At 68.4% G+C, this 19,226-nt stretch carries 19 protein-coding genes; 6 read left to right on the forward strand and 13 right to left on the reverse strand.

Annotated elements, in window-relative coordinates; translation table 11 throughout:
• Positions 1–67: 67 nt before the first annotated feature.
• The 8 genes from ABD255_RS13605 to ABD255_RS13640 are packed head-to-tail and all read right to left on the reverse strand — an operon-like array spanning position 68 to position 6,632.
• Positions 68–451, reverse strand: a complete 384-nt coding sequence (locus ABD255_RS13605; protein ID WP_344213567.1) for a metal-sulfur cluster assembly factor — start codon at positions 449–451, stop codon at positions 68–70.
• Positions 444–902, reverse strand: coding sequence for a Fe-S cluster assembly sulfur transfer protein SufU (sufU, locus tag ABD255_RS13610; RefSeq protein ID WP_344213569.1), 459 nt, complete (start codon positions 900–902; stop codon positions 444–446). The genes ABD255_RS13605 and sufU overlap by 8 nt, the downstream gene beginning before the upstream one ends.
• A 6-nt stretch (positions 903–908) precedes the next feature.
• Positions 909–2,189 carry a cysteine desulfurase gene (locus ABD255_RS13615; RefSeq protein WP_344213571.1) on the reverse strand — a complete coding sequence of 427 codons (1,281 nt, stop codon included), beginning with the start codon at positions 2,187–2,189 and terminating at the stop codon, positions 909–911.
• Positions 2,186–2,950, reverse strand: a complete 765-nt coding sequence (gene sufC, locus ABD255_RS13620) for a Fe-S cluster assembly ATPase SufC (RefSeq protein ID WP_344213572.1) — start codon at positions 2,948–2,950, stop codon at positions 2,186–2,188. The genes ABD255_RS13615 and sufC overlap by 4 nt, the downstream gene beginning before the upstream one ends.
• A gap of 34 nt (positions 2,951–2,984) precedes the next feature.
• The gene (locus ABD255_RS13625) at positions 2,985–3,320 is read right to left on the reverse strand and encodes a non-heme iron oxygenase ferredoxin subunit (RefSeq protein ID WP_344213574.1); all 336 of its coding nucleotides are present in this window, start codon (positions 3,318–3,320) and stop codon (positions 2,985–2,987) included.
• Between the two features lie 2 nt (positions 3,321–3,322).
• The gene (gene sufD, locus ABD255_RS13630; RefSeq protein ID WP_344213576.1) at positions 3,323–4,516 is read right to left on the reverse strand and encodes a Fe-S cluster assembly protein SufD; all 1,194 of its coding nucleotides are present in this window, start codon (positions 4,514–4,516) and stop codon (positions 3,323–3,325) included.
• Positions 4,516–5,928 (reverse strand): Fe-S cluster assembly protein SufB, encoded by a 1,413-nt coding sequence (gene sufB, locus ABD255_RS13635; protein WP_344213578.1) that lies wholly within the window; start codon positions 5,926–5,928, stop codon positions 4,516–4,518. The genes sufD and sufB overlap by 1 nt, the downstream gene beginning before the upstream one ends.
• Positions 5,925–6,632 (reverse strand): helix-turn-helix transcriptional regulator, encoded by a 708-nt coding sequence (locus tag ABD255_RS13640; protein WP_344213872.1) that lies wholly within the window; start codon positions 6,630–6,632, stop codon positions 5,925–5,927. Before ABD255_RS13640 ends, sufB begins: the two co-directional genes overlap by 4 nt.
• A 182-nt stretch (positions 6,633–6,814) precedes the next feature.
• On the opposite strand from ABD255_RS13640, the gene ABD255_RS13645 reads away from it, so the two are divergent.
• Genes ABD255_RS13645 through ABD255_RS13655 form a run of 3 tightly spaced genes read left to right on the forward strand, consistent with a single transcriptional unit; the run spans position 6,815 to position 9,259 of the window.
• Positions 6,815–7,531, forward strand: coding sequence for an ABC transporter ATP-binding protein (locus ABD255_RS13645; protein WP_344213580.1), 717 nt, complete (start codon positions 6,815–6,817; stop codon positions 7,529–7,531).
• Positions 7,528–8,307: an ABC transporter permease gene (locus tag ABD255_RS13650; protein WP_344213582.1), complete on the forward strand. Its 780-nt coding sequence runs from the start codon at positions 7,528–7,530 to the stop codon at positions 8,305–8,307. The genes ABD255_RS13645 and ABD255_RS13650 overlap by 4 nt, the downstream gene beginning before the upstream one ends.
• Positions 8,308–8,332: 25 nt before the next feature.
• Positions 8,333–9,259, forward strand: a complete 927-nt coding sequence (locus ABD255_RS13655) for a COX15/CtaA family protein (protein ID WP_344213584.1) — start codon at positions 8,333–8,335, stop codon at positions 9,257–9,259.
• A 4-nt stretch (positions 9,260–9,263) separates the two neighbouring features.
• On the opposite strand, the gene ABD255_RS13660 is transcribed toward ABD255_RS13655, so the two are convergent.
• The 5 genes from ABD255_RS13660 to ABD255_RS13680 all read right to left on the reverse strand — a co-directional run bounded on the left by ABD255_RS13660 (position 9,264) and on the right by ABD255_RS13680 (position 13,852).
• Positions 9,264–10,241 carry a ScyD/ScyE family protein gene (locus ABD255_RS13660; protein WP_344213586.1) on the reverse strand — a complete coding sequence of 326 codons (978 nt, stop codon included), beginning with the start codon at positions 10,239–10,241 and terminating at the stop codon, positions 9,264–9,266.
• Between the two features lie 204 nt (positions 10,242–10,445).
• Positions 10,446–11,408 carry an NAD(P)-dependent alcohol dehydrogenase gene (locus ABD255_RS13665; protein ID WP_344213588.1) on the reverse strand — a complete coding sequence of 321 codons (963 nt, stop codon included), beginning with the start codon at positions 11,406–11,408 and terminating at the stop codon, positions 10,446–10,448.
• Positions 11,405–11,635: a helix-turn-helix transcriptional regulator gene (locus ABD255_RS13670; RefSeq protein ID WP_425554409.1), complete on the reverse strand. Its 231-nt coding sequence runs from the start codon at positions 11,633–11,635 to the stop codon at positions 11,405–11,407. The genes ABD255_RS13665 and ABD255_RS13670 overlap by 4 nt, the downstream gene beginning before the upstream one ends.
• Positions 11,629–12,051, reverse strand: a complete 423-nt coding sequence (locus ABD255_RS13675) for a hypothetical protein (protein ID WP_344213590.1) — start codon at positions 12,049–12,051, stop codon at positions 11,629–11,631. Before ABD255_RS13675 ends, ABD255_RS13670 begins: the two co-directional genes overlap by 7 nt.
• An 823-nt stretch (positions 12,052–12,874) precedes the next feature.
• Entirely contained in the window at positions 12,875–13,852 is a 978-nt protein-coding gene (locus ABD255_RS13680; RefSeq protein WP_425554410.1) for a heme o synthase, read from the reverse strand.
• A gap of 354 nt (positions 13,853–14,206) precedes the next feature.
• On the opposite strand from ABD255_RS13680, the gene tkt reads away from it, so the two are divergent.
• From tkt to ABD255_RS13695, 3 genes are read left to right on the forward strand one after another with little or no spacing between them, the layout of a single operon-like run.
• Positions 14,207–16,453, forward strand: a complete 2,247-nt coding sequence (gene tkt / locus ABD255_RS13685) for a transketolase (protein ID WP_344213877.1) — start codon at positions 14,207–14,209, stop codon at positions 16,451–16,453.
• 32 nt (positions 16,454–16,485) lie between these two features.
• Positions 16,486–17,595, forward strand: a complete 1,110-nt coding sequence (gene tal, locus ABD255_RS13690; protein WP_344213592.1) for a transaldolase — start codon at positions 16,486–16,488, stop codon at positions 17,593–17,595.
• On the forward strand, positions 17,592–19,223 hold the full coding sequence (locus tag ABD255_RS13695; protein ID WP_344213594.1) for a glucose-6-phosphate isomerase: 1,632 nt from the start codon (positions 17,592–17,594) through the stop codon (positions 19,221–19,223). Before tal ends, ABD255_RS13695 begins: the two co-directional genes overlap by 4 nt.
• Positions 19,224–19,226: the final 3 nt, after the last annotated feature.

A 19,226-nucleotide genomic window follows, 5' to 3' on the forward strand; every position in this document is an offset into this window, starting at 1 on the left:
CATGCGAAAGCCCGGGCCACCTGACCCGGGCTTCCGTGTACGCCTCCTGTTACCAGGAAGCTGAAACCTAAACGTTGAAACCGAGCGCGCGGAGTTGGTCGCGGCCGTCGTCGGTGATCTTCTCCGGGCCCCACGGCGGCATCCAGACCCAGTTGATCCGGAAGTCGTTCACCAGGCCGTCCAGCGCCATCCGGGTCTGGTCCTCGATCACGTCGGTCAGCGGGCAGGCCGCGGACGTCAGCGTCATGTCGATGATCGCGGTGGTGGTGTCGTCCACGGTCACGCCGTAGATCAGGCCGAGGTCGACGACGTTGATCCCCAGTTCGGGGTCGACGACGTCCTTGAGCGCCTCGGTCACGTCCTCGACGGCAACGGTCGAACCAGCCGGCTTGTTGGCAGCTTCGAGGTCGACCTCGGGCAGCTCGATCTTCTCTTCGGTCTGGTCAGACATTGGTTGCTCCTTCTTTCTTCGCGAGGGCCTGGGCCGTGGCGTCACGCCAAGCCGACCAGCCCAGCAGTGCACACTTCACCCGGGCCGGGAACTGCGCGACACCCGCGAAGGCGACGCCGTCTTCCAGAACCTCTTCGTCCGGCTCGACATTCCCCCGGCCCTGCATCAGTTCCAGGAACTTCTCGTACGTCGCCATTCCGTCGGCGACCGGCTTGCCGATCACCAGGTCGCTCATCACCGAGGTCGCCGCCTGGCTGATCGAGCAGCCGACGCTGTGGTGCGTCACCCCGGTGACCGTGTCGCCGTCGAGTTCGACGCGGAGGGTGACCTCGTCCCCGCAGGACGGGTTCACGTGGTGCACCTCCACGTCGTACGGCTCCGCCAGGCCCGCGTGGTGCGGGGTGCGGTAGTGGTCCAGGATGATCTCCTGGTACAGCGAATCCAGCTGCATAAGCCGTCAAGCCACCTTGAAGAACGATCGGACGAAGCCGAGGCCGTCGACGAGCGCGTCGATCTCCTCGGGCGTCGTGTACAGGTAGAAGGACGCCCGCGTCGAGGACTGGACGCCGAACCGCTCGTGCACCGGCCGCGCACAGTGATGCCCGGCCCGTACGGCGATGCCGCGCGTGTCCAGCACGGTCGCCACGTCGTGCGGGTGAACCCCGTCGAGCTCGAAGCTGATCGCACCGCCGCGGTCGGCGATGTCGGTCGGCCCGAGGATCTTCAACCCCGGCACGGTCTGCAGCCCCTCCAGCGCGTACGCCGTGATGGCCTGCTCGTGCGCCGCGACCTTGTCCATCCCGATGCCGGCCAGGTAGTCCAGCGCCGCGCCGAGTCCGACCGCCTGCGCGATCGGCGGCGTACCGGCCTCGAACCGGGCCGGCGGCGGCGCATAGGTCGAACCGGTCATCCGCACGACCTCGATCATCTCTCCCCCGCCAAGGAACGGCGGCAGCTGAGCGAGCAGGTCGTAGCGGCCCCAGAGCACGCCGATGCCGGTCGGGCCGACGGCCTTGTGACCGGTGAAGGCCAGCAGGTCCGCGCCGAGCGTCGAGACATCGACCGGGAACTGCGGCACGGCCTGCGAGGCATCGACCACCACCGTCGCGCCGACCGCGTGGGCCTTGGTCGCGATCTCGGTGATCGGGTTGATCGTGCCGAGCGCGTTCGAGACCCAGGTCAGCGAGACGACCTTGGTCCGCTCGGTGATCAGGTCCTCGAGGTTGCTCAGGTCCAGCCGGCCCTCGTCGGTGACGCCGAACCAGCGCAGCGTGGCGCCGGTCCGCTCGCAGGCGAGCTGCCACGGGACGATGTTGCTGTGGTGCTCCATCTCGGAGATCACCACCTCGTCCCCCGGCTTCAGGCCCGCACCGAGCGTGTGGGCGGCGAGGTTGAGCGCCTCGGAGGCGTTCTTGGTGAAGACGATCTCGTCCCGGTTCGGCGCGCCGATGAAGGCCGCGACCCTGTCCCGGCCGCCCTCGTACGCCGCGGTGGCCTCCGCGCCGAGCTGGTGCATGGCGCGGGCGACGTTGGCGTTGTGGAGCAGGTAGTGCTCCTCGATCGCCTTCACCACCTGCCGCGGCTTCTGCGACGAGTTGGCCGAATCCAGGTAGACCAGCGGGAACCCGCCCGAGAGCTCGCGGGACAGGATCGGGAAGTCCGCCCGGACCGACTGCCAGTCCAGAGGACTCTCGAAAGAACCTGTCAGGGGACTGCTGAAGGTCCGGGCTTCTGTCATGCCTTCGCGCCTGTCTTCAGGAACCGCTCGTAGCCGTTCGCCTCGAGCTCGTCGGCCAGCTCCGGGCCGCCCTCCTCGGCGACCTTGCCGTCGACGAAGACGTGGACGAAGTCCGGCTTGATGTAGCGCAGGATCCGGGTGTAGTGGGTGATCAGCAGAACGCCCTTGTCCCCCTGCTCGGCGAACCGGTTGACGCCGGTGGAGACGATCTTCAGCGCGTCGATGTCGAGGCCGGAGTCGGTCTCGTCGAGGATCGCGATCTTCGGGTCGAGCAGCTCCAGCTGGACGATCTCGTGCCGCTTCTTCTCACCACCGGAGAAGCCCTCGTTGACGTTGCGGGTGCCGAAGTCGGCGTCCATGTCCAGGTCGGACAGCGCCTTGTTGACGTCCTTGACCCAGGTCCGCAGCTTCGGCGCCTCGCCGTCGATCGCGGTCTTGGCGGTGCGCAGGAAGTTCGACACCGATACGCCGGGGACCTCGACCGGGTACTGCATGGCCAGGAACAGGCCGGCCCGGGCGCGCTCGTCGACGGCCATGGCGAGGACGTCCTCGCCGTCGAGCGTCACGGTGCCGCTGGTGACGTTGTACTTCGGGTGGCCGGCGATCGAGTACGCCAGCGTGGACTTGCCGGAACCGTTCGGGCCCATGATCGCGTGCGTCTGACCACCGGCGATGGTCAGGTCGACGCCGCGCAGGATCTCCTTCGGGCCGTTCTCGGTGTCGACCGACACGTGCAGGTCGCGGATCTCGAGTGTCGCCATGAGGTTCTTCTATCTCCGTTTGCTTGGGAAGCCGTTAACTGGCGCTGTTCAGGGGGTTCTTGACGTCGACCAGCAGATCGTCGCCGTCTACGCGCACCGGGTAGACCGGCACCGGGTCGTACGCCGGCAGGCTGGTCGGCTCGCCGGTGCGCAGGTCGAACCGGGAGCCGTGCAGCCAGCACTCGATCTCGCAGCCGCCGACGTCGCCCTCGGACAGCTGGATCTGCGCGTGCGAGCACTCGTCGCGGACGGCGAAGTACTGGCCCTCGCTCTTCACGACCGCCACCTCGACACCGCCGACCTCGGTGGCGACGACTCCCTCGTCGGGAACGTCGGCCACCGCGCAGGCGCGTTCGAACGTGTCACTCATGCTCAGGCCTTGGCCGCCGCGGCGCTCAGCTCGGCCGTGCGCGCGAGCTTCTGCTCGATGACGTCGTGCAGGTGCTCGGTGACCTCGGGGACGCCGATCCGGCCGATGATGTCGTTGAAGAAGCCCGACACCACCAGACGCCGTGCCTCGTCCTCAGGGATCCCGCGGGTCTGCAGGTAGAACAGTTGCTCGTCGTCGAACCGGCCCGTCGCCGACGCGTGCCCGGCGCCCTCGATCTCGCCGGTCTCGATCTCCAGGTTCGGCACCGAGTCGGCGCGGGCGCCGTCGGTGAGGACCAGGTTCCGGTTCAGCTCGAAGGTGCTGGTGCCCTCGGCCGCGGCCCGGATCAGCACGTCGCCGATCCACACCGAGCGGGCGTTGTCACCGGCCAGCGCGCCCTTGTAGAGGACGTTGCTCTTGCAGTTGGTCGCCTCGTGGTCGACGAACAGCCGGTTCTCGTGGTGCTGACCCGACTCGGCGAACAGCACCCCGAGCAGGTTCGCGTCGCCACCCGGACCGGCGTACCGGACGTTGGTGGAGAGCCGGACGATCTTGCCGCCCAGCGTCACGGTGACGTGGTTGAGCTTGGCGTCGCGGCCGATCACGGCGTCGTGCTGACCGACGTGGATCGACTCGTGGTCGCCCTGCTGGATCGACACCACGCGCAGCTCGGCGCCGTCACCGACGACGATCTCCACGTTCGCGGCGTACTCGCCGCTGCCCGTGTGGTCGATGATCACGGTCGCGCGGCTGTGCCGGCCGGCCTCGATCACCAGGTGACCGTGGCCACGGCCGCCGAGGCTCGCGACGTTCACGTGCACGGGCTCGGTCAGCTCGGCCTCGACCGGGATCCGGACCGCGAGCGCCTCGGCGGCCTGGTTCCAGGCGACGGCGGCGATCCGGTCCTGCGGGACGAGCGCCTTCACCGCGTCGACGGCGAGGCTCTCGACGACGACGGCCTCGGGGCCGTGCGCGTCGATCTTCGGGGTCTCGGTGCCGGCCTCGTCGGCGAACAGCGCCTTGAGGGCCTTGACCGGGGTGAAGCGCCACTCCTCTTCACGGCCGTTGGGCACCGGGAAGGCGGCCACGTCGTACGACGTGGTCCGCTCGCTGCGGGCCTGCAACGGCACCGGGGAGCCCGGCCCGTGGGAGTGCGCCTGGTTACCGGTCGCAACCAGGGTTTCGGTGGCTGACATCAGCCGACGGCCCCTTCCATCTGCAGCTCGATCAGTCGGTTCAGTTCCAGCGCGTACTCCATCGGGAGCTCGCGGGCGATCGGCTCGATGAAGCCGCGGACGATCATCGCCATCGCCTCGTCCTCGGCCATGCCCCGGCTCATCAGGTAGAAGAGCTGGTCGTCGCTGACCTTGGACACGGTCGCCTCGTGCCCCATCGCCACGTCGTCCTCGCGGACGTCGACGTAGGGGTAGGTGTCCGAACGGCTGATGGTGTCGACCAGCAGCGCGTCACAGCGCACCGTGGACTTGCTGTGGTGCGCGCCCGGCGCCACCTCGACCAGACCGCGGTACGACGTCCGGCCGCCACCGCGGGCCACCGACTTCGACACGATCGAGCTGGAGGTGTGCGGCGCGTTGTGCACCATCTTGGAGCCGGCGTCCTGGTGCTGGCCCTCGCCCGCGAACGCGACCGACAGGGTCTCGCCCTTGGCGTGCTCGCCCATCAGGTACACGGCCGGGTACTTCATCGTCACCTTGGAACCGATGTTGCCGTCGATCCACTCCATCGTCGCGCCCTCTTCGCAGGTGGCGCGCTTGGTGACCAGGTTGTAGACGTTGTTCGACCAGTTCTGGATCGTCGTGTAGCGGCAGCGGGCGCCCTTCTTCACGATGATCTCGACGACCGCGGAGTGCAGCGAGTCCGACTTGTAGATCGGCGCGGTGCAGCCCTCGACGTAGTGCACGTAGGCGTCCTCGTCGACGATGATCAGGGTCCGCTCGAACTGGCCCATGTTCTCGGTGTTGATCCGGAAGTAGGCCTGCAGCGGGATGTCCACCTTGACGCCCTTGGGCACGTAGATGAACGAGCCGCCGGACCAGACCGCCGTGTTCAGCGCGGCGAACTTGTTGTCGCCGACCGGGATGACGGAGCCGAAGTACTCCTGGAACAGCTCCGGGTGCTCGCGCAGGCCGGTGTCGGTGTCCAGGAAGATGACGCCCTGCTCCTCCAGGTCCTCGCGGATCTGGTGGTAGACGACCTCCGACTCGTACTGCGCGGCGACGCCGGCGACCAGGCGCTGCTTCTCCGCCTCCGGGATGCCGAGCTTGTCGTAGGTGTTCTTGATGTCCTCGGGAAGCTCTTCCCAGCTGGTGGCCTGCTTCTCGGTGGAGCGGACGAAGTACTTGATGTTGTCGAAGTCGATGCCGGACAGGTCCGCACCCCACGACGGCATCGGCTTGCGGTCGAAGAGCTTCAGGCCCTTCATCCGCAGGTCCAGCATCCACTCCGGCTCGTTCTTCAGCGTCGAGATGCCCTGCACCACGTCGGCGCTGAGGCCACGCTTGGCGACGGAACCGGCGGCGTCACTGTCGGACCAGCCGAACTTGTACGTGCCGAGCCCTTCGAGCTCCGGGTGAGCGGTTTGCGTCATCGTGCAGTCCTCGCAGATTCGCTGTCGGATACAGAGGAAACCGGCTCTGTGACTACCTGGCCGGGGATGTGCGTAGTACAGACACCGTCGCCGTGGGCGATGGTGGCCAGCCGCTGGACGTGCCGGCCGAGGAGTCTCGAGAACACCTCGGTCTCGGCCTCGCACAGCTGGGGGAACTGCTCGGCCACGTGTGCGACCGGGCAGTGGTGCTGGCACAGTTGCGCGCCGGCACCGGCTTGCAGTGTGGAGGCGGCGTAACCGTCCGCGGTCAGCGCCTGGGCGAGCACCTCCGCCTCCTTGCCCTCGGGCGCCAGTTCCAGCATCTGGCGGTACCGCTTCTCCACCTCGCCCACCCGTTGCCGGGCGAACGCGACGACGGCCTCGTCACCGCCCGCCTCCGCGATGTAACGCAGCGCGGTGGCGGCCAGGTCGTCGTAGGCCTGGTGGAAGGCGTGCCGGCCGGTGTCGGTCAGCACGAAGACCTTGGCGGGACGGCCGCGGCCGCGGGGGCCGTAGACGCGCTCCTCGCGGCTCTCGACCACGCCCTCCTCGAGGAGGTGGTCCAAGTGCCGGCGGACCGCCGCCGGGGTCAGTTCCAGCCGCTCGGCCAGCACCGCGGCGCTGGACGGGCCGTTGGTCAGGATCGAGCGGACGACCCGGTCCCGAGTGGACTCGTCCCGCGCGACAGCGGTGCCCGAGGGCACCTGACCGGTCTGCGCAGGAGTTTTCACAACATCAGTGTCGCGTAATTAACCGGGCCCTTCAAATAAGGCTGCCCTAACCGGTTCGCCTGCGCCGGGGGTGACCGTGAGGAGCGTCACGTCGGGGCGTTTCCAGTGTCGCAGGTGCCGAAGGAAGCCCCGGAGGGGACACTTAGACTGCGTACGTGCCAGTCGCGGTGGAAATAGACAGCCTCGTCGTCCGGTACGGCGAGAAGACCGCTGTCGACGGTCTCAGTCTCACCGTAACCGGCGGAACAGTGACGTCCGTGCTCGGCCCCAACGGCGCCGGGAAGACGACGACGATCGAGAGTTGCGAAGGCTTCCGGCGGCCCGACGCGGGCCAGGTCCGGGTGCTCGGGCTGGATCCGATCGCGGACCACGACGCGCTGATGCCGCGGATCGGCGTGATGCTGCAGGAGGGCGGCGCCTGGTCCGGCGTCCGCGCGATGGAGATGCTCCGGTACGTCGCCAGCCTGCACTCGCACCCGCTGGATCTGCCGACGCTGGTCGAGCGGCTGGACCTCGGCACCTGCGGGCGGACGCCGTACCGCCGGCTGTCCGGTGGTCAGAAGCAGCGGCTGTCGCTGGCCCTGGCGATCGTCGGCCGGCCGGAGGTCGTGTTCCTGGACGAGCCGACCACCGGGCTGGACCCGCACGGCCGCCGGGAGATCTGGCAGCTGATCCGGGACCTGCGCGACGACGGCGTCACCGTGGTGCTCACCACTCACGCGATGGACGAGGCCGAGCAACTGTCGGACCAGGTGCACGTGGTGTCCGCCGGCAAACTGATCGCCTCCGGCAGTCCAGACGTACTGACGGAGCATGGCGCCAAATCCCTCGAGGACGTCTACCTGGCGCTGACGGCGCGGGAGAGCAAATGAGTAGTACGTACGTCCCGCGCCCGGGTTCCGCTCCCTGGCCACGCAAGGTGCTCTCACATGCGGTGATGGAGTTCCGGCTGCTCCTGCGGAACGGCGAGCAGCTACTGCTCGCTCTGGTAATCCCGCTGGGCTTGCTGCTGCTCCTGGGCGGCACCGGACTGGGCGACCGGCTCCCGCTGGGTGACGGGCCTGCTGTGGATCTCGCGGTGCCGCGCGTGCTCGCACTGGCCGTGCTGTCGACCTCGTTCACCTCACTGGCGATCGCGACCGGCTTCGAACGCCGGTACGGCGTGATCAAGCGGCTGGGCGCCTCTCCCCTGTCCAGGACCGGGTTGCTCGCCGGCAAGATCGGCTCGGTTCTCGCGATCCAGGTGATCCAACTGACCGTCCTGATCGTTACTGGGTTCGCCCTCGGCTGGAATCCCGTCGGTGGGGCCGCAGCGGTGTTCGGCGTGCTCCTGATGATCTTGTGCGGCACGGCCGCCTTCGCGTCGCTCGGACTGCTGATGGCCGGAGTACTGCGAGCCGAGGCGACGCTGGCCGCGGCGAATCTCCTGTACCTGCTGCTCTTGGTGGGCGGCGCGATCATGACGCCGGTCGAGGAGTACCCCGAGGGCCTGCAGGGCGTAGTACGGCTTCTGCCTAGTGCTGCGCTGGCCAATGGGCTGGCGAACGCCACCCTGGAAGGAGTGGTGCCGTGGGCCGCTGCACTGTCCCTGGCGTTGTGGGCCGCCGTGCTCGGATACCTGGTCTCCAGGACCTTCCGCTGGGACTGAACGAGACCTTCTCTAGAGTGTGCCGGTGACCACGGTGCCCCCGACCCTCGAAACCGAACCCGTCAACGGATTCTGGCGACTGGTGCCAGAGCCGAGCCTGGATGTCGTCCGACGCTGGGGCTGGGCCTCGGTCGTCGTCAACATCGGCATCGTGGTGACCGGTGGGCTGGTGCGGCTCACCGGGTCGGGTCTTGGCTGTCCGACCTGGCCGCAGTGCACCGATACGTCGTACGTGCCGCACGGCGAGCTGGGGATGCACGGCGCGATCGAGTTCGGCAACCGGCTGCTCGGGTTCGTGGTGGCGGCGGTCGCGATCTGCACCTGGCTCGTGGTGATGCGGTACCGGCCACGCCGTACGGATCTGCGTCGCCTGGCCACCGCCGCGGCGTTGGGCGTCCCGCTGCAGGCCATCATCGGTGGCGTCAGCGTGCTGACCGGGTTGAACCCGTGGATCGTGTCGGCGCACTTCCTGGTGTCGCCGATCATCATCACGTTGACCGTCGCAATGATGCGCCGATCACGAACCAGTCCGTACCCCCACACTCCCCCGGTGGTCCGTGCGCTCGCTACGGCCTGTGTGGTTGCCGTCTGGCTGGCTGTTGCCCTCGGCACTCTTGTCACCGGGGCCGGTCCGCACTCGGGTGATCCGGAGACCGGGCGGAACGGTTTCAACGAAACAGTGATCAGTCAGTTGCACGCGGATGTGGTGTTCGGCTTGCTGGGCGTCACGATCGCCCTGGTGATCGCTACCCGCGTCACCGCGACCTCCCGCGCCCTGCGGCAACTCGCTGCCTGGCTACTGGCAGTGGAACTGCTGCAGGGCGCGGTCGGCTTCACTCAGTACTTCACGGGCCTGCCGTGGGTGCTAGTACTGATCCATATGTTCTTCGCCGCCGTACTGATCGCCTTGGTGACCGCTGTGTACGGCGAACGCGGTACTCCTGCTACCTGAGTCGCTATCTGACTCTGTAGACGGCGCCCGGGCCGAACAGTGGCGACGAGACGAAGAGGCTGCCGTACTTGTTGAAGGCCACGCCGGCGGGCAGTTGCAGCTTGCCCCTGACGAGTTCCTTCTTGTAGCCGGCCTTGTTGTACTTGCCGCGGTACTGCAGGAAGAGCGAGCCGACTGCCGTGGGCTGACCACTCATCTCCCAGGCCAGCCAACTGTCGCGGGCCAACTGGACCACGGCGAGCGTGCCGCGCGGTCCGGCGGCCAGGTCGACGATCGAGGTGTAGCCGTCGGCGTACCGCTGGCAGTGGCCCTTGTACGGCTTGACCGGGTCGCACACCGCGTTGACCGAACCCGGCTTGATCCGCCAGATCTGCGACGTACCAGGTGTCGCCGGGAAGCCCCGGAGCTCACCCACGTAGTAGTAGCCGTCTGATCCGACGGTCACCGACGTGGCGACAGCTTCGGACGGCACCAGTTGACCACCGAGATTCGAGGGTGCCTTGATGACGCGTGGCTTGAGCCGCGCGACGGTCTTGATCTTGCCGTTCGGCCAGACCCGGAGCAGGTCGTTGTTGGCGGCATCGGCCACCAGGATCGTGCCGTCTCGCAGCACCGCCACACCGAACGGGTTCGTCTCGGTCGGCGATTCGGAGACGTTGTACGGATCCGGGTCCTTCGCCTGGTACTTCGCGATGTTCGCGATCGGCAGCGGCGCCTTGCCGGGCCGCATCCTGAACAAGGTCGCTCCGCCCGGCGGAATTGGCTGCCCGGGCTCACCACCCGCACCGGTCAGGGCGTAGGTGACGCCCCAGCGGTTCGTGTCGATGGCCGGCGGGAAGCCGCCCGGCACCGTGCCGAGCTTCTTGATCCCCTTGTTCTTGCCGTAGGCCCAGGCTTCGTACACGGAGCCGTCACCCACGCTGTAGACGATCTTGCCGTCGTACGCCGCGACGCCGCGCGGCCCGTTCAGGCCGGTGACCACCGGCTTGAGGCTGCCCCCACCCCCACCAGTACCTTCGGCCTGGCCGGCAACCAGCACTGTACCGATCAGTGCAACGGCCGAAACGGCCGCGATTCGAGCTGTCCTTACCCCCACTAGGTGCCCCCTACTTCTCCGTCCCCCCAGCGTGGAGCCGCCCCCCACGGACCTCCTTATGGCAACATCCGGAGCCGGTCAGGTCAACACTCAGAGGGTCACCACGACCTTGCCGCGGGCTTTTCCGCCTTGTACATAACGGATCGCGTCCGGCGCCTCACTCAGCTGGAAGGTCCGGTCGATCGCCGGGCGGATCTTGCCCTCGGCCATCAACGCGCCGAGTTCCTCGAACTCCGCGCTGCTCTCCTTGGCCAGCATGCCGCCGATCTTCTGGCCGACGAACAGGTTCAGCAGCGCGGCCCGCAACGGCCGGCCGACACCGAACCACTTGCCGTCGCGTTCGCCGCCGACGATGACGAGGCGCCCCTTCGGGGTCAGAGCCTTGCGGACGTGCCGGAGATCGCGACTCCCGGCGGTGTCGATGATCACGTCGTACTGGTGGTTGCCGTCGGCAAAGTCTTCCCGGGTGTGGTCGATCACGTGATCCGCGCCGAGCGCGGCGACCAGGTCGGCCTTCGCAGTACTGCAGACGCCGGTGACCTCGGCGCCGTACAGCTTGGCCAACTGGACCGCGAAGGTGCCGACTCCGCCCGCCGCGCCGGTGATCAGAACCTTGGTACCCGGCTTCACCTTGCCCCGGACGGCGCCGAGCGCAGTACCGGCGGAGATCGGGGTGGCTGCCGCCTGTTCGAAGCTGACCTCGGCTGGTTTGTGGGTCAGCCGGTCCTCCCTGGCCGCGACGTACTCCGCGAACGTGCCTTCCGCCGTACCGAACACCTCGTCGCCCGGCTGGAAGCGGGTCACCTTCGCGCCGACCTCGACGACTCGACCGGCCAGGTCGCGGCCGCGGATCGCGGTTTTGGGTGCCCGGAGACCGAAGCCGATCACGCGCATCAGGTAGGGCTCCCCGGTCATCAGATGCCACACTCCGGCGTCCACGCCGGCCGCCTTCACCTCGACGAGCACCTGGTCGTCCTTCGGCGCCGGCCGCTCGATCTCCCGGACCTCGAGCGTCTCCGCACCGCCGTACCGGTACTGCGCGATTGCCTTCATGCTTCTCCCCCACCGTCTGGATACTGGAACACTTCATCGAGCGGTACCGCGAACACCTTCGCGATCTGGAACGCCACCTCGAGCGAGGGCGAGTACTTCCCCTGCTCGATCGCGATCACCGTCTGCCGGGTCACGCCGATCCGCTTGGCCAACTCGGCCTGCGTCATCTCCCCATGGACGAACCTCAGCGTGCGGATCGAGTTCGTCACCCTGGTCGGCTTCACCACGGCTGGAACCCCCGCCGGTAGGCAAACAACTTCGCCACCGACCCCAGTACAGCCGACAGCACGAAGGCCAGGTAGACCGCGTTGGCGATCCAGAAGTAGTCCCACTCCGCCAGCGCCATCAGCAACGCCGAAACCCCACCGATCACCACGAACGACTGCCCGATGTAATCCCCGAACCGCCCGATCTCACGATCCCGCTGATCCTTCTCGTTGGCTCCCTCGGGCGCCACGATCGAGATCAGGATGTTGAGCACGATCGACACCACGATCGCGGCGCCGATACTCCAGAGCATGGGTGCCGCGTAGTCCACGTCGGCCAAGGCACCATCCCGTGCCAGCACCACCGCGACGTATACGCCGTACCCCAGGATGCTCACGACGAGCATCACCCATGCGCGCTTCTCTTCGAACGCCATGTTCATCCCTCTTCTATGTCAAAGAAACCTGACATGTTGAAGGTAAAGGTTGGTTGACTCGGTGTCAAACTTTTCTTACTTCGTTCGGGGGAGGTAGGTGCGGGTGGTTGGCGTCGCCGGGCTGCGTGAGGGTGCTAGTCGGGCCGGTGCGCGTCAAGAGCGCCTGCGGCGTCCCTTCGGGATCGGAACGAGTTCCGACTCTTGACCCGCACCACCCCGACCAGGGAAGGACGCAGCTATCCCGGAGCCGCTCAGAGGTATGGCGACAAAGTTCCGGGAGATCCTCCCGGCCCCCGTCCGGCCAGTTCCCGCGCGCTTTGAGCTCCAAAAGCACCCACCGAGGCCGATTGGGGAGGATTGCACCCCTCAACGGGCGTGAAATCCTCCCCAAACCGCCAGGAATGCCCACCCCGGACGAAGAACCTCCCCAAACGGCAGCCGTACCCCGCCCCGGGCGGACAACCTCCCCGAACGCCGGGTCACCCCCACGTCCAAGGCACCCGGGCGGCTCATCCCCAAACGTGGCCGGCCAGAAGACTTACCCGACCCGGCGCACACCCCTCCGCGGGATCCGCGTAGCTGCGTCCTTCCCTGGTCGGGATGGGGTGGGTCAAGAGTCGAGCTCGCTCGATCCCGAAGGGACGCCGAAGGCGCTCTTGACCCACCCCAGCCCGACCAGCACCATCACGCAGCGGAGCCCGCGAACCACCCGCCCCCAAACCCAAGCAGAACCACCCCAGCCCTACCCGCGACCACCCGCACCCAAGCCCGCGTCAACCCCCGCCGCCCCGCGTACGAAGTACCAGCGCAGGAGCGGGTCGTACTAGCGCAGGAGCGGGTCGATGGCTGCGGCGATGAAGAGCAGGGCCAGGTAGATGTTCGAGAAGTGGAACAAGCGCATCGGGCGGAGGGCGGGGCCTTCGGCTCCGGTGTTGGCTCGGGCCAGGAGAGCGAAGGCTTCGCGGAGGAATACGACGCCCAGGATCACCGCGGCCAGCGGGTACACCCATCCAGTGCCGCCCACCGGCCACAGAGCCAGCGAGGTGATCACCATGACGATCGAGTACGCCAGGATCTGGCGGGCCGTCGCGACCGGAGTGGCGACGACGGGGAGCATCGGGACGTCGACCGAGGCGTAGTCCTCGCGGTAGCGCATCGCCAGGGCCCACGTGTGCGGCGGGGTCCAGAAGAAGACCACGCCGAAGAGGACCAGCGGAGTCCACGCCAGCGAGCCGGTGACCGAGGTCCAGCCGATCAGGGTCGGGAAGCAGCCGGCGATCCCGCCCCAGACGATGTTCTGGACCGTGCGGCGCTTCAGGATCATCGTGTAGCCGAACACGTAGAACGCGTTCGCGGCCAGCGCCAGCAGCGACGACAGCCAGTTGACCAGCAACCCGAGCTCGATCGTCGCCAGTACGCCCAGGACGATGCCGAAGACGGTCGCCGAACGCGGGCTGACCGCGTGCCGCGGGAGCGGGCGGCGACGGGTGCGGCGCATCTGCTCGTCGATGTCGCGGTCGAGCACGCAGTTGATCGTGTTCGCGCTGCCGGCGGCCAGGATCCCGCCGACCAGGGTGGCGGCGACGATGCCCAGCCCGGGGACTCCCCCGGCGGCCAGGAACATCACCGGCACGGTGGTGATCAGCAGGAGCTCGATGATGCGCGGCTTCATCAGACCGACGTACGCCTTGATCACGTCGCGCACCGATGGGCCGGCACCCTTGAGGGATGGGTCGGTCGGCAGCGGCGCCGGGTACGACGTCGTCGCGGCTGGACGCGGGTCGACGGCCGTCACGAACACCTCGAACTGAGTGGGTTGACGCCGGGGACCGGCGCTGACGGTTCGACAGTCTACGACGCCCCGTAGGAGGATCCCGCACCACCCACCCGCGAACTCGCCGGTGGCCTGCCGGAGACCTGCCAGGGACCTTCGTGGTGACCGTCATGGTGACCTGCATGGACGCCCGCCGGAGGGGCACCGATGTGATGTACCAGACGTCCGGACCGGGCGGGAACAACGACAGGCCGGTTCCGGTTGCCGAGGTATGGAAGGCAGACAACGGCCGGGCGAGTAGGCTCGCTCACGGTGACGCGCGGGGGCGCGATCGGCGTGGACCAGCTGGTCCGGCCGGCCCCTCGAACGCCAACCAGACGGATGTTCGAAGCCATCGAGAGGAGCGCCGCCGGCGTGACGGAGAAGACCAGCCCCAAGCTTGACTGGACCGAGCTCGACAAGCGCGCGGTCGACACCGTGCGGGTCCTCGCGCTGGACGCCGTGGAGAAGGTCGGCAACGGCCACCCCGGTACGGCGATGAGCCTCGCCCCGGCCGCGTACCTGCTGTTCCAGAAGGTGATGCGGCACAACCCGGCGGACCCGACCTGGGCCGGCCGCGACCGGTTCGTCCTGTCCGCGGGTCACTCGAGCCTCACCCTGTACATCCAGCTCTACCTGGCCGGGTTCGGCCTCGAGCTGGAGGACCTGCAGTCGCTGCGCACCTGGGGCAGCCTGACTCCGGGCCACCCGGAGCACGGCCACACCAAGGGTGTCGAGACCACCACCGGCCCGCTGGGCCAGGGCGTCGGCAACTCGGTCGGCATGGCGATGGCGGCCCGCCGCGAGCGCGGCCTGTTCGACCCCGAGACTGCGAAGGGCGAGAGCCTCTTCGACCACCACATCTACGCGATCGCGTCCGACGGCGACCTGGAGGAGGGCGTTTCCTCCGAGGCCTCCTCGCTCGCGGCGCACCAGCAGCTGGGCAACCTGACGCTGATCTGGGACGACAACAAGATCTCGATCGAGGACGACACCAACATCGCGTTCTCCGAGGACGTCGCCGCCCGCTACGCGGCGTACGGCTGGGACGTCCGCGAGGTCGACTGGACCAACGACGGCACCGGCTACGAAGAAGACGTGCAGGCGCTGTACGACGCGATCCTGGCCGGCAACGCGGTGACCGACAAGCCGAGCTTCATCCGGCTGCGCACGATCATCGGCTGGCCGGCCCCGAACAAGCAGAACACCGGCAAGATCCACGGCTCGGCCGCCGGCGCCGAAGAGGTCGCCGCGACCAAGAAGATCCTGGGCTTCGACCCGGAGAAGAACTTCGAGGTCGCCGACGAGGTGATCGAGCACACCCGCAAGGCCCTCGGCCGCGGCAAGGAGCTGCAGGACGAGTGGACTGTCGGGTTCGAGGCCTGGAAGCAGTCCTCCCCCGAGCGCTCCGAGCTCTTCGCCCGGCTGGAGAAGCGTGAGCTGCCGGCCGGTTGGGCGGACGCGCTGCCGACCTGGGACGCCGACGCCAAGGGTGTCGCCACCCGGGCCGCGTCCGGCGAGGTGCTCAGCGCCCTGGCGCCGAAGCTCCCCGAGCTCTGGGGCGGTTCCGCCGACCTGGCGGGCTCGAACAACACCACCCCGAAGGGCGAGCCGTCGTTCATCCCGGCGGAGCACTCCACCAAGGACTTCCAGGGCAACGAGTACGGCCGGGTGCTGCACTTCGGCATTCGCGAGCACGGCATGGGCGCGGTACTGAACGGCATCGTGCTGCACGGCGGCACCCGCCCGTACGGCGGTACGTTCCTGGTCTTCTCCGACTACATGCGTCCCTCGGTCCGGCTGGCCGCGCTGATGAAGCTGCCGGTCACCTACGTCTGGACGCACGACTCGATCGGCCTCGGCGAGGACGGCCCGACCCACCAGCCGGTGGAGCACCTGGCCGCGCTGCGGGCGATCCCGGGCCTCGACATCGTCCGCCCGGGTGACGCGAACGAGACCGCCGCCGCCTGGGCCGCGATCCTCGAGCACACCGACCGCCCGGCCGGCCTGGCGCTGACCCGGCAGAACGTGCCCACCTTCCCCCGCGGCACCGACGGCTTCGCCACCACGGAGAACGTCAAGAAGGGTGGCTACACCCTGATCGACGCCGACGGCACCCCCGACGTCATCCTGATCGGCACCGGCTCCGAGCTCCAGCTCGCGGTCGAGGCGCGGACCAAGCTGGCCGAGCAGGGCATCCAGGCCCGCGTGGTGTCGATGGTGTCGCGCGAGTGGTTCGACGAGCAGGACGACGCCTACCGCGACGAGGTCATCCCGCCGGCGGTCAAGGCTCGCGTCTCGGTCGAGGCCGGCGTGTCGCTGGGCTGGCGCGAGGTCGTCGGTGACGCCGGGCGCAGCGTCAGCCTGGAGCACTTCGGTGCATCGGCCGACTACAAGACGCTGTACGACGAGTTCGGCATCACCGCCGACGCGGTCGTACAGGCCGCCAAGGACAGCATCGCCGCGGCCGCCGAGCTCGGTGGCTCCGGGGTTTCGGTCGACCGGCGCGCGGCCGGCCCGATCGGACCCGGCGACGATCCGAGCGTGAGCGCCGACCCGGACGCCGACGCCACCAACGAGCGCAACTGAACGACGACAACAAAACATCGGAGGCTTCGGACATGACTGATCGTTTGAGAGAACTCGCCGACGCAGGCGTCTCCATCTGGCTGGACGACCTGTCCCGGCAGCGGCTGACCAGCGGCAGCCTGGCGACGCTGATCCAGGAGCAGCACATCAGCGGCGTGACCACCAACCCGACGATCTTCGCCAAGGCGATCTCCGACGCCGGTACGTACGCCGACCAGGTGGCCGCGCTGGCGGCCGACGGCAAGAGCACCGACGAGGCGATCCGCAAGATCACCACCGACGACGTCCGCGACGCCGCCGACCTGTTCAAGCCGGTCTACGACGACACGGACGGCGTGGACGGCCGGGTCTCGATCGAGGTCGAGCCGGGCCTGGCCCGCGACACCGAGAAGACGATCGCCCAGGCGAAGGAGCTGTGGGAGACCGTCGGCCGGGAGAACGTGTTCGTGAAGATCCCGGCCACCAAGGAGGGCATCCCGGCGATCGCCGAGACGCTTGCCGCCGGCATCAGCGTGAACGTGACGCTGATCTTCTCGCTGGAGCGCTACCGGGCCGTCGCCGACGCGTTCCTGACCGGCGTCGAGAAGGCGATCGACAACGGTCACGACGTGACCAAGCTCGGCAGCGTCGCCTCCTTCTTCGTCAGCCGGGTGGACAGCGAGGTCGACAAGCGACTCGATGCCATCGGCACCGACGAGGCCAAGGCGCTGAAGGGCAAGGCCGCGATCGCCAACGCGCGGCTCGCCTTCGAGGCGTACGAGGAGATCTTCGGCTCCGACCGCTGGCGCGAGCTCGAGACCGCCGGCGCCAAGCCGCAGCGCCCGCTGTGGGCGTCGACCGGCGTCAAGGACCCGGCGTACAAGGACACCATGTACGTCGAGGAACTGGTCACCGCCGGCGTGGTCAACACGATGCCGCAGGCAACCATCGACGCGGTCGCGGACCACGGCGAGGTACGCGGTGACACCGTCCGCGGCGACTACGACGCGGACCGCAAGGTGATCGCCGACCTGGAGGCGCTGGGCATCTCCTACGACGACGTCGTCCGGGTGCTGGAGGACGAGGGCGTCAGCAAGTTCGACGCCTCCTGGTCCGAGCTGCAGGACACCGTCACCTCGGCCCTGAAGGCGGCCGCCAAGTGACCGAGTCGCTCACCGTCAAGGCGTACGGCGAAGGCTGGCAGCAGGTCGTCGAGCGGCTCGTCAGCGAGAAGATCGCCTCCCGGATCGCGGCCAAGGACGCCACCACCTGGGGTCCGGAGGCCGAGTCCGAATCCGCGATCCGGCTCAGCTGGGTCGACCTGTACGACTCGTCCCGGCCGTTGCTGGCCGAGATCGAGGCGCTGCAGGCCGACCTGCGCGCCGAGGGGCTGGACCGGATCGTGCTGTGCGGCATGGGCGGTTCATCGCTGGCGCCCGAGGTCATCACCCGCACGGCCGGCGTCGAGCTGGTCGTGCTGGACTCCACCAACCCGAGCGTGATCGCCCGGGCGCTGGCCGGTGACCTGCAGCGCACGGTCGTCGTGGTGTCCAGCAAGTCCGGTGGCACGGTCGAGACCGACAGCCAGCGGCGCGCCTTCGTGAAGGCCTTCAACGATGCCGGCATCGACTCGGCCTCGCGGATCATCGTCGTCACCGACCCCGGCTCGCCGTTCCAGAAGCTGGCCGAGGACGAGGGCTATCGCAAGACCTTCCTGGCCGATCCGAACGTGGGCGGCCGCTACAGCGCCCTCACGGCCTTCGGCCTGGTGCCGTCGGCACTCGCCGGCGCGGACGTGGCCGAGTTGCTCGACCAGGCTGCTGAGGCCGCGCCGCTGCTCCAGGCGGACGACGCGGACAACCCCGCTCTCGTCCTCGCCGCCGTCCTGGCCGGCAGCCCAGGTCGCGACAAGGCGATCATCGCCGCAGGCGGTTCGTCCATCGTCGGATTTCCCGACTGGGCCGAGCAGCTGATCGCGGAGAGCACGGGGAAGAACGGCACCGGCGTCCTCCCGGTAGCAGTGAAGGGCATCCACGCTCCGGAGCTGCAAAGCGGCGCGGGCGACCTCGTCCACGCTCTGCTTGCTGCCGACACGAGTGCGGCAAGCGTCGCCTCCGGGACGCCGACAGTCGTCACCACTGGCTCGCTGGGCGGGCAGCTCCTGCTGTGGGAGATGGCCACTGCTGTGGCCGGCTACCTGCTGGGGATCAACCCGTTCGACCAGCCGGACGTGGAGAGCGCCAAGCAGGCCGCACGCGGTCTGCTGGACGCACAGCCGAAGCCGGAGGCCGCGGCCTTCACCGATGGGGCCGTGGAGGTTCGCGCCACCGAGGGCCTGCTCGACGGCGTCGACACGGCCAAGGGCGCGCTCGACGCACTGCTGGGCCAGCTCGCCGACGACGGCTACCTGGCCGTCATGGCGTACCTGGACTCCGAGCGCGACGAGAACCTCGTCGCCATCCGGCCGGCACTGGCCACCCGCACCGGTCGCCCGGTCACCTTCGGCTGGGGTCCGCGGTTCCTGCACTCCACCGGCCAGTACCACAAGGGCGGCCACCCGCAGGGCGTGTTCCTGCAGATCACCAGCTCGGAATCGACCGACGTCGAGATCCCGGATCGCCCGTTCACCTTCGGCACGCTGATCTCGGCCCAGGCCGCGGGCGACGCCGGAGTACTGGCGGAGCGCGGCCGGCCGGTCCTGCGGCTGCACCTGACGGACCCCGAGGCCGGCGTACACCAGCTGATCTCCCTACTCGACGCACACGACAAATCGGAGGCAGGCGGCGCATGACTC

It is taken from the genome of Kribbella sancticallisti (assembly GCF_039530625.1).
Classification (GTDB): domain Bacteria; phylum Actinomycetota; class Actinomycetes; order Propionibacteriales; family Kribbellaceae; genus Kribbella; species Kribbella sancticallisti.

What these genes read in the sequence shown, in the direction of transcription:
- ABD255_RS13605 (WP_344213567.1), bottom strand. Translation starts at nt 451, where the DNA reads ATGTCTGACCAGACCGAAGAGAAGATCGAGCTGCCCGAGGTCGACCTC.
- sufU (WP_344213569.1), bottom strand. Translation starts at nt 902, where the DNA reads ATGCAGCTGGATTCGCTGTACCAGGAGATCATCCTGGACCACTACCGC.
- ABD255_RS13615 (WP_344213571.1), bottom strand. Translation starts at nt 2,189, where the DNA reads ATGACAGAAGCCCGGACCTTCAGCAGTCCCCTGACAGGTTCTTTCGAG.
- sufC (WP_344213572.1), bottom strand. Translation starts at nt 2,950, where the DNA reads ATGGCGACACTCGAGATCCGCGACCTGCACGTGTCGGTCGACACCGAG.
- ABD255_RS13625 (WP_344213574.1), bottom strand. Translation starts at nt 3,320, where the DNA reads ATGAGTGACACGTTCGAACGCGCCTGCGCGGTGGCCGACGTTCCCGAC.
- sufD (WP_344213576.1), bottom strand. Translation starts at nt 4,516, where the DNA reads ATGTCAGCCACCGAAACCCTGGTTGCGACCGGTAACCAGGCGCACTCC.
- sufB (WP_344213578.1), bottom strand. Translation starts at nt 5,928, where the DNA reads ATGACGCAAACCGCTCACCCGGAGCTCGAAGGGCTCGGCACGTACAAG.
- ABD255_RS13650 (WP_344213582.1), top strand. Translation starts at nt 7,528, where the DNA reads ATGAGTAGTACGTACGTCCCGCGCCCGGGTTCCGCTCCCTGGCCACGC.
- ABD255_RS13665 (WP_344213588.1), bottom strand. Translation starts at nt 11,408, where the DNA reads ATGAAGGCAATCGCGCAGTACCGGTACGGCGGTGCGGAGACGCTCGAG.
- ABD255_RS13675 (WP_344213590.1), bottom strand. Translation starts at nt 12,051, where the DNA reads ATGGCGTTCGAAGAGAAGCGCGCATGGGTGATGCTCGTCGTGAGCATC.
- tkt (WP_344213877.1), top strand. Translation starts at nt 14,207, where the DNA reads ATGTTCGAAGCCATCGAGAGGAGCGCCGCCGGCGTGACGGAGAAGACC.
- tal (WP_344213592.1), top strand. Translation starts at nt 16,486, where the DNA reads ATGACTGATCGTTTGAGAGAACTCGCCGACGCAGGCGTCTCCATCTGG.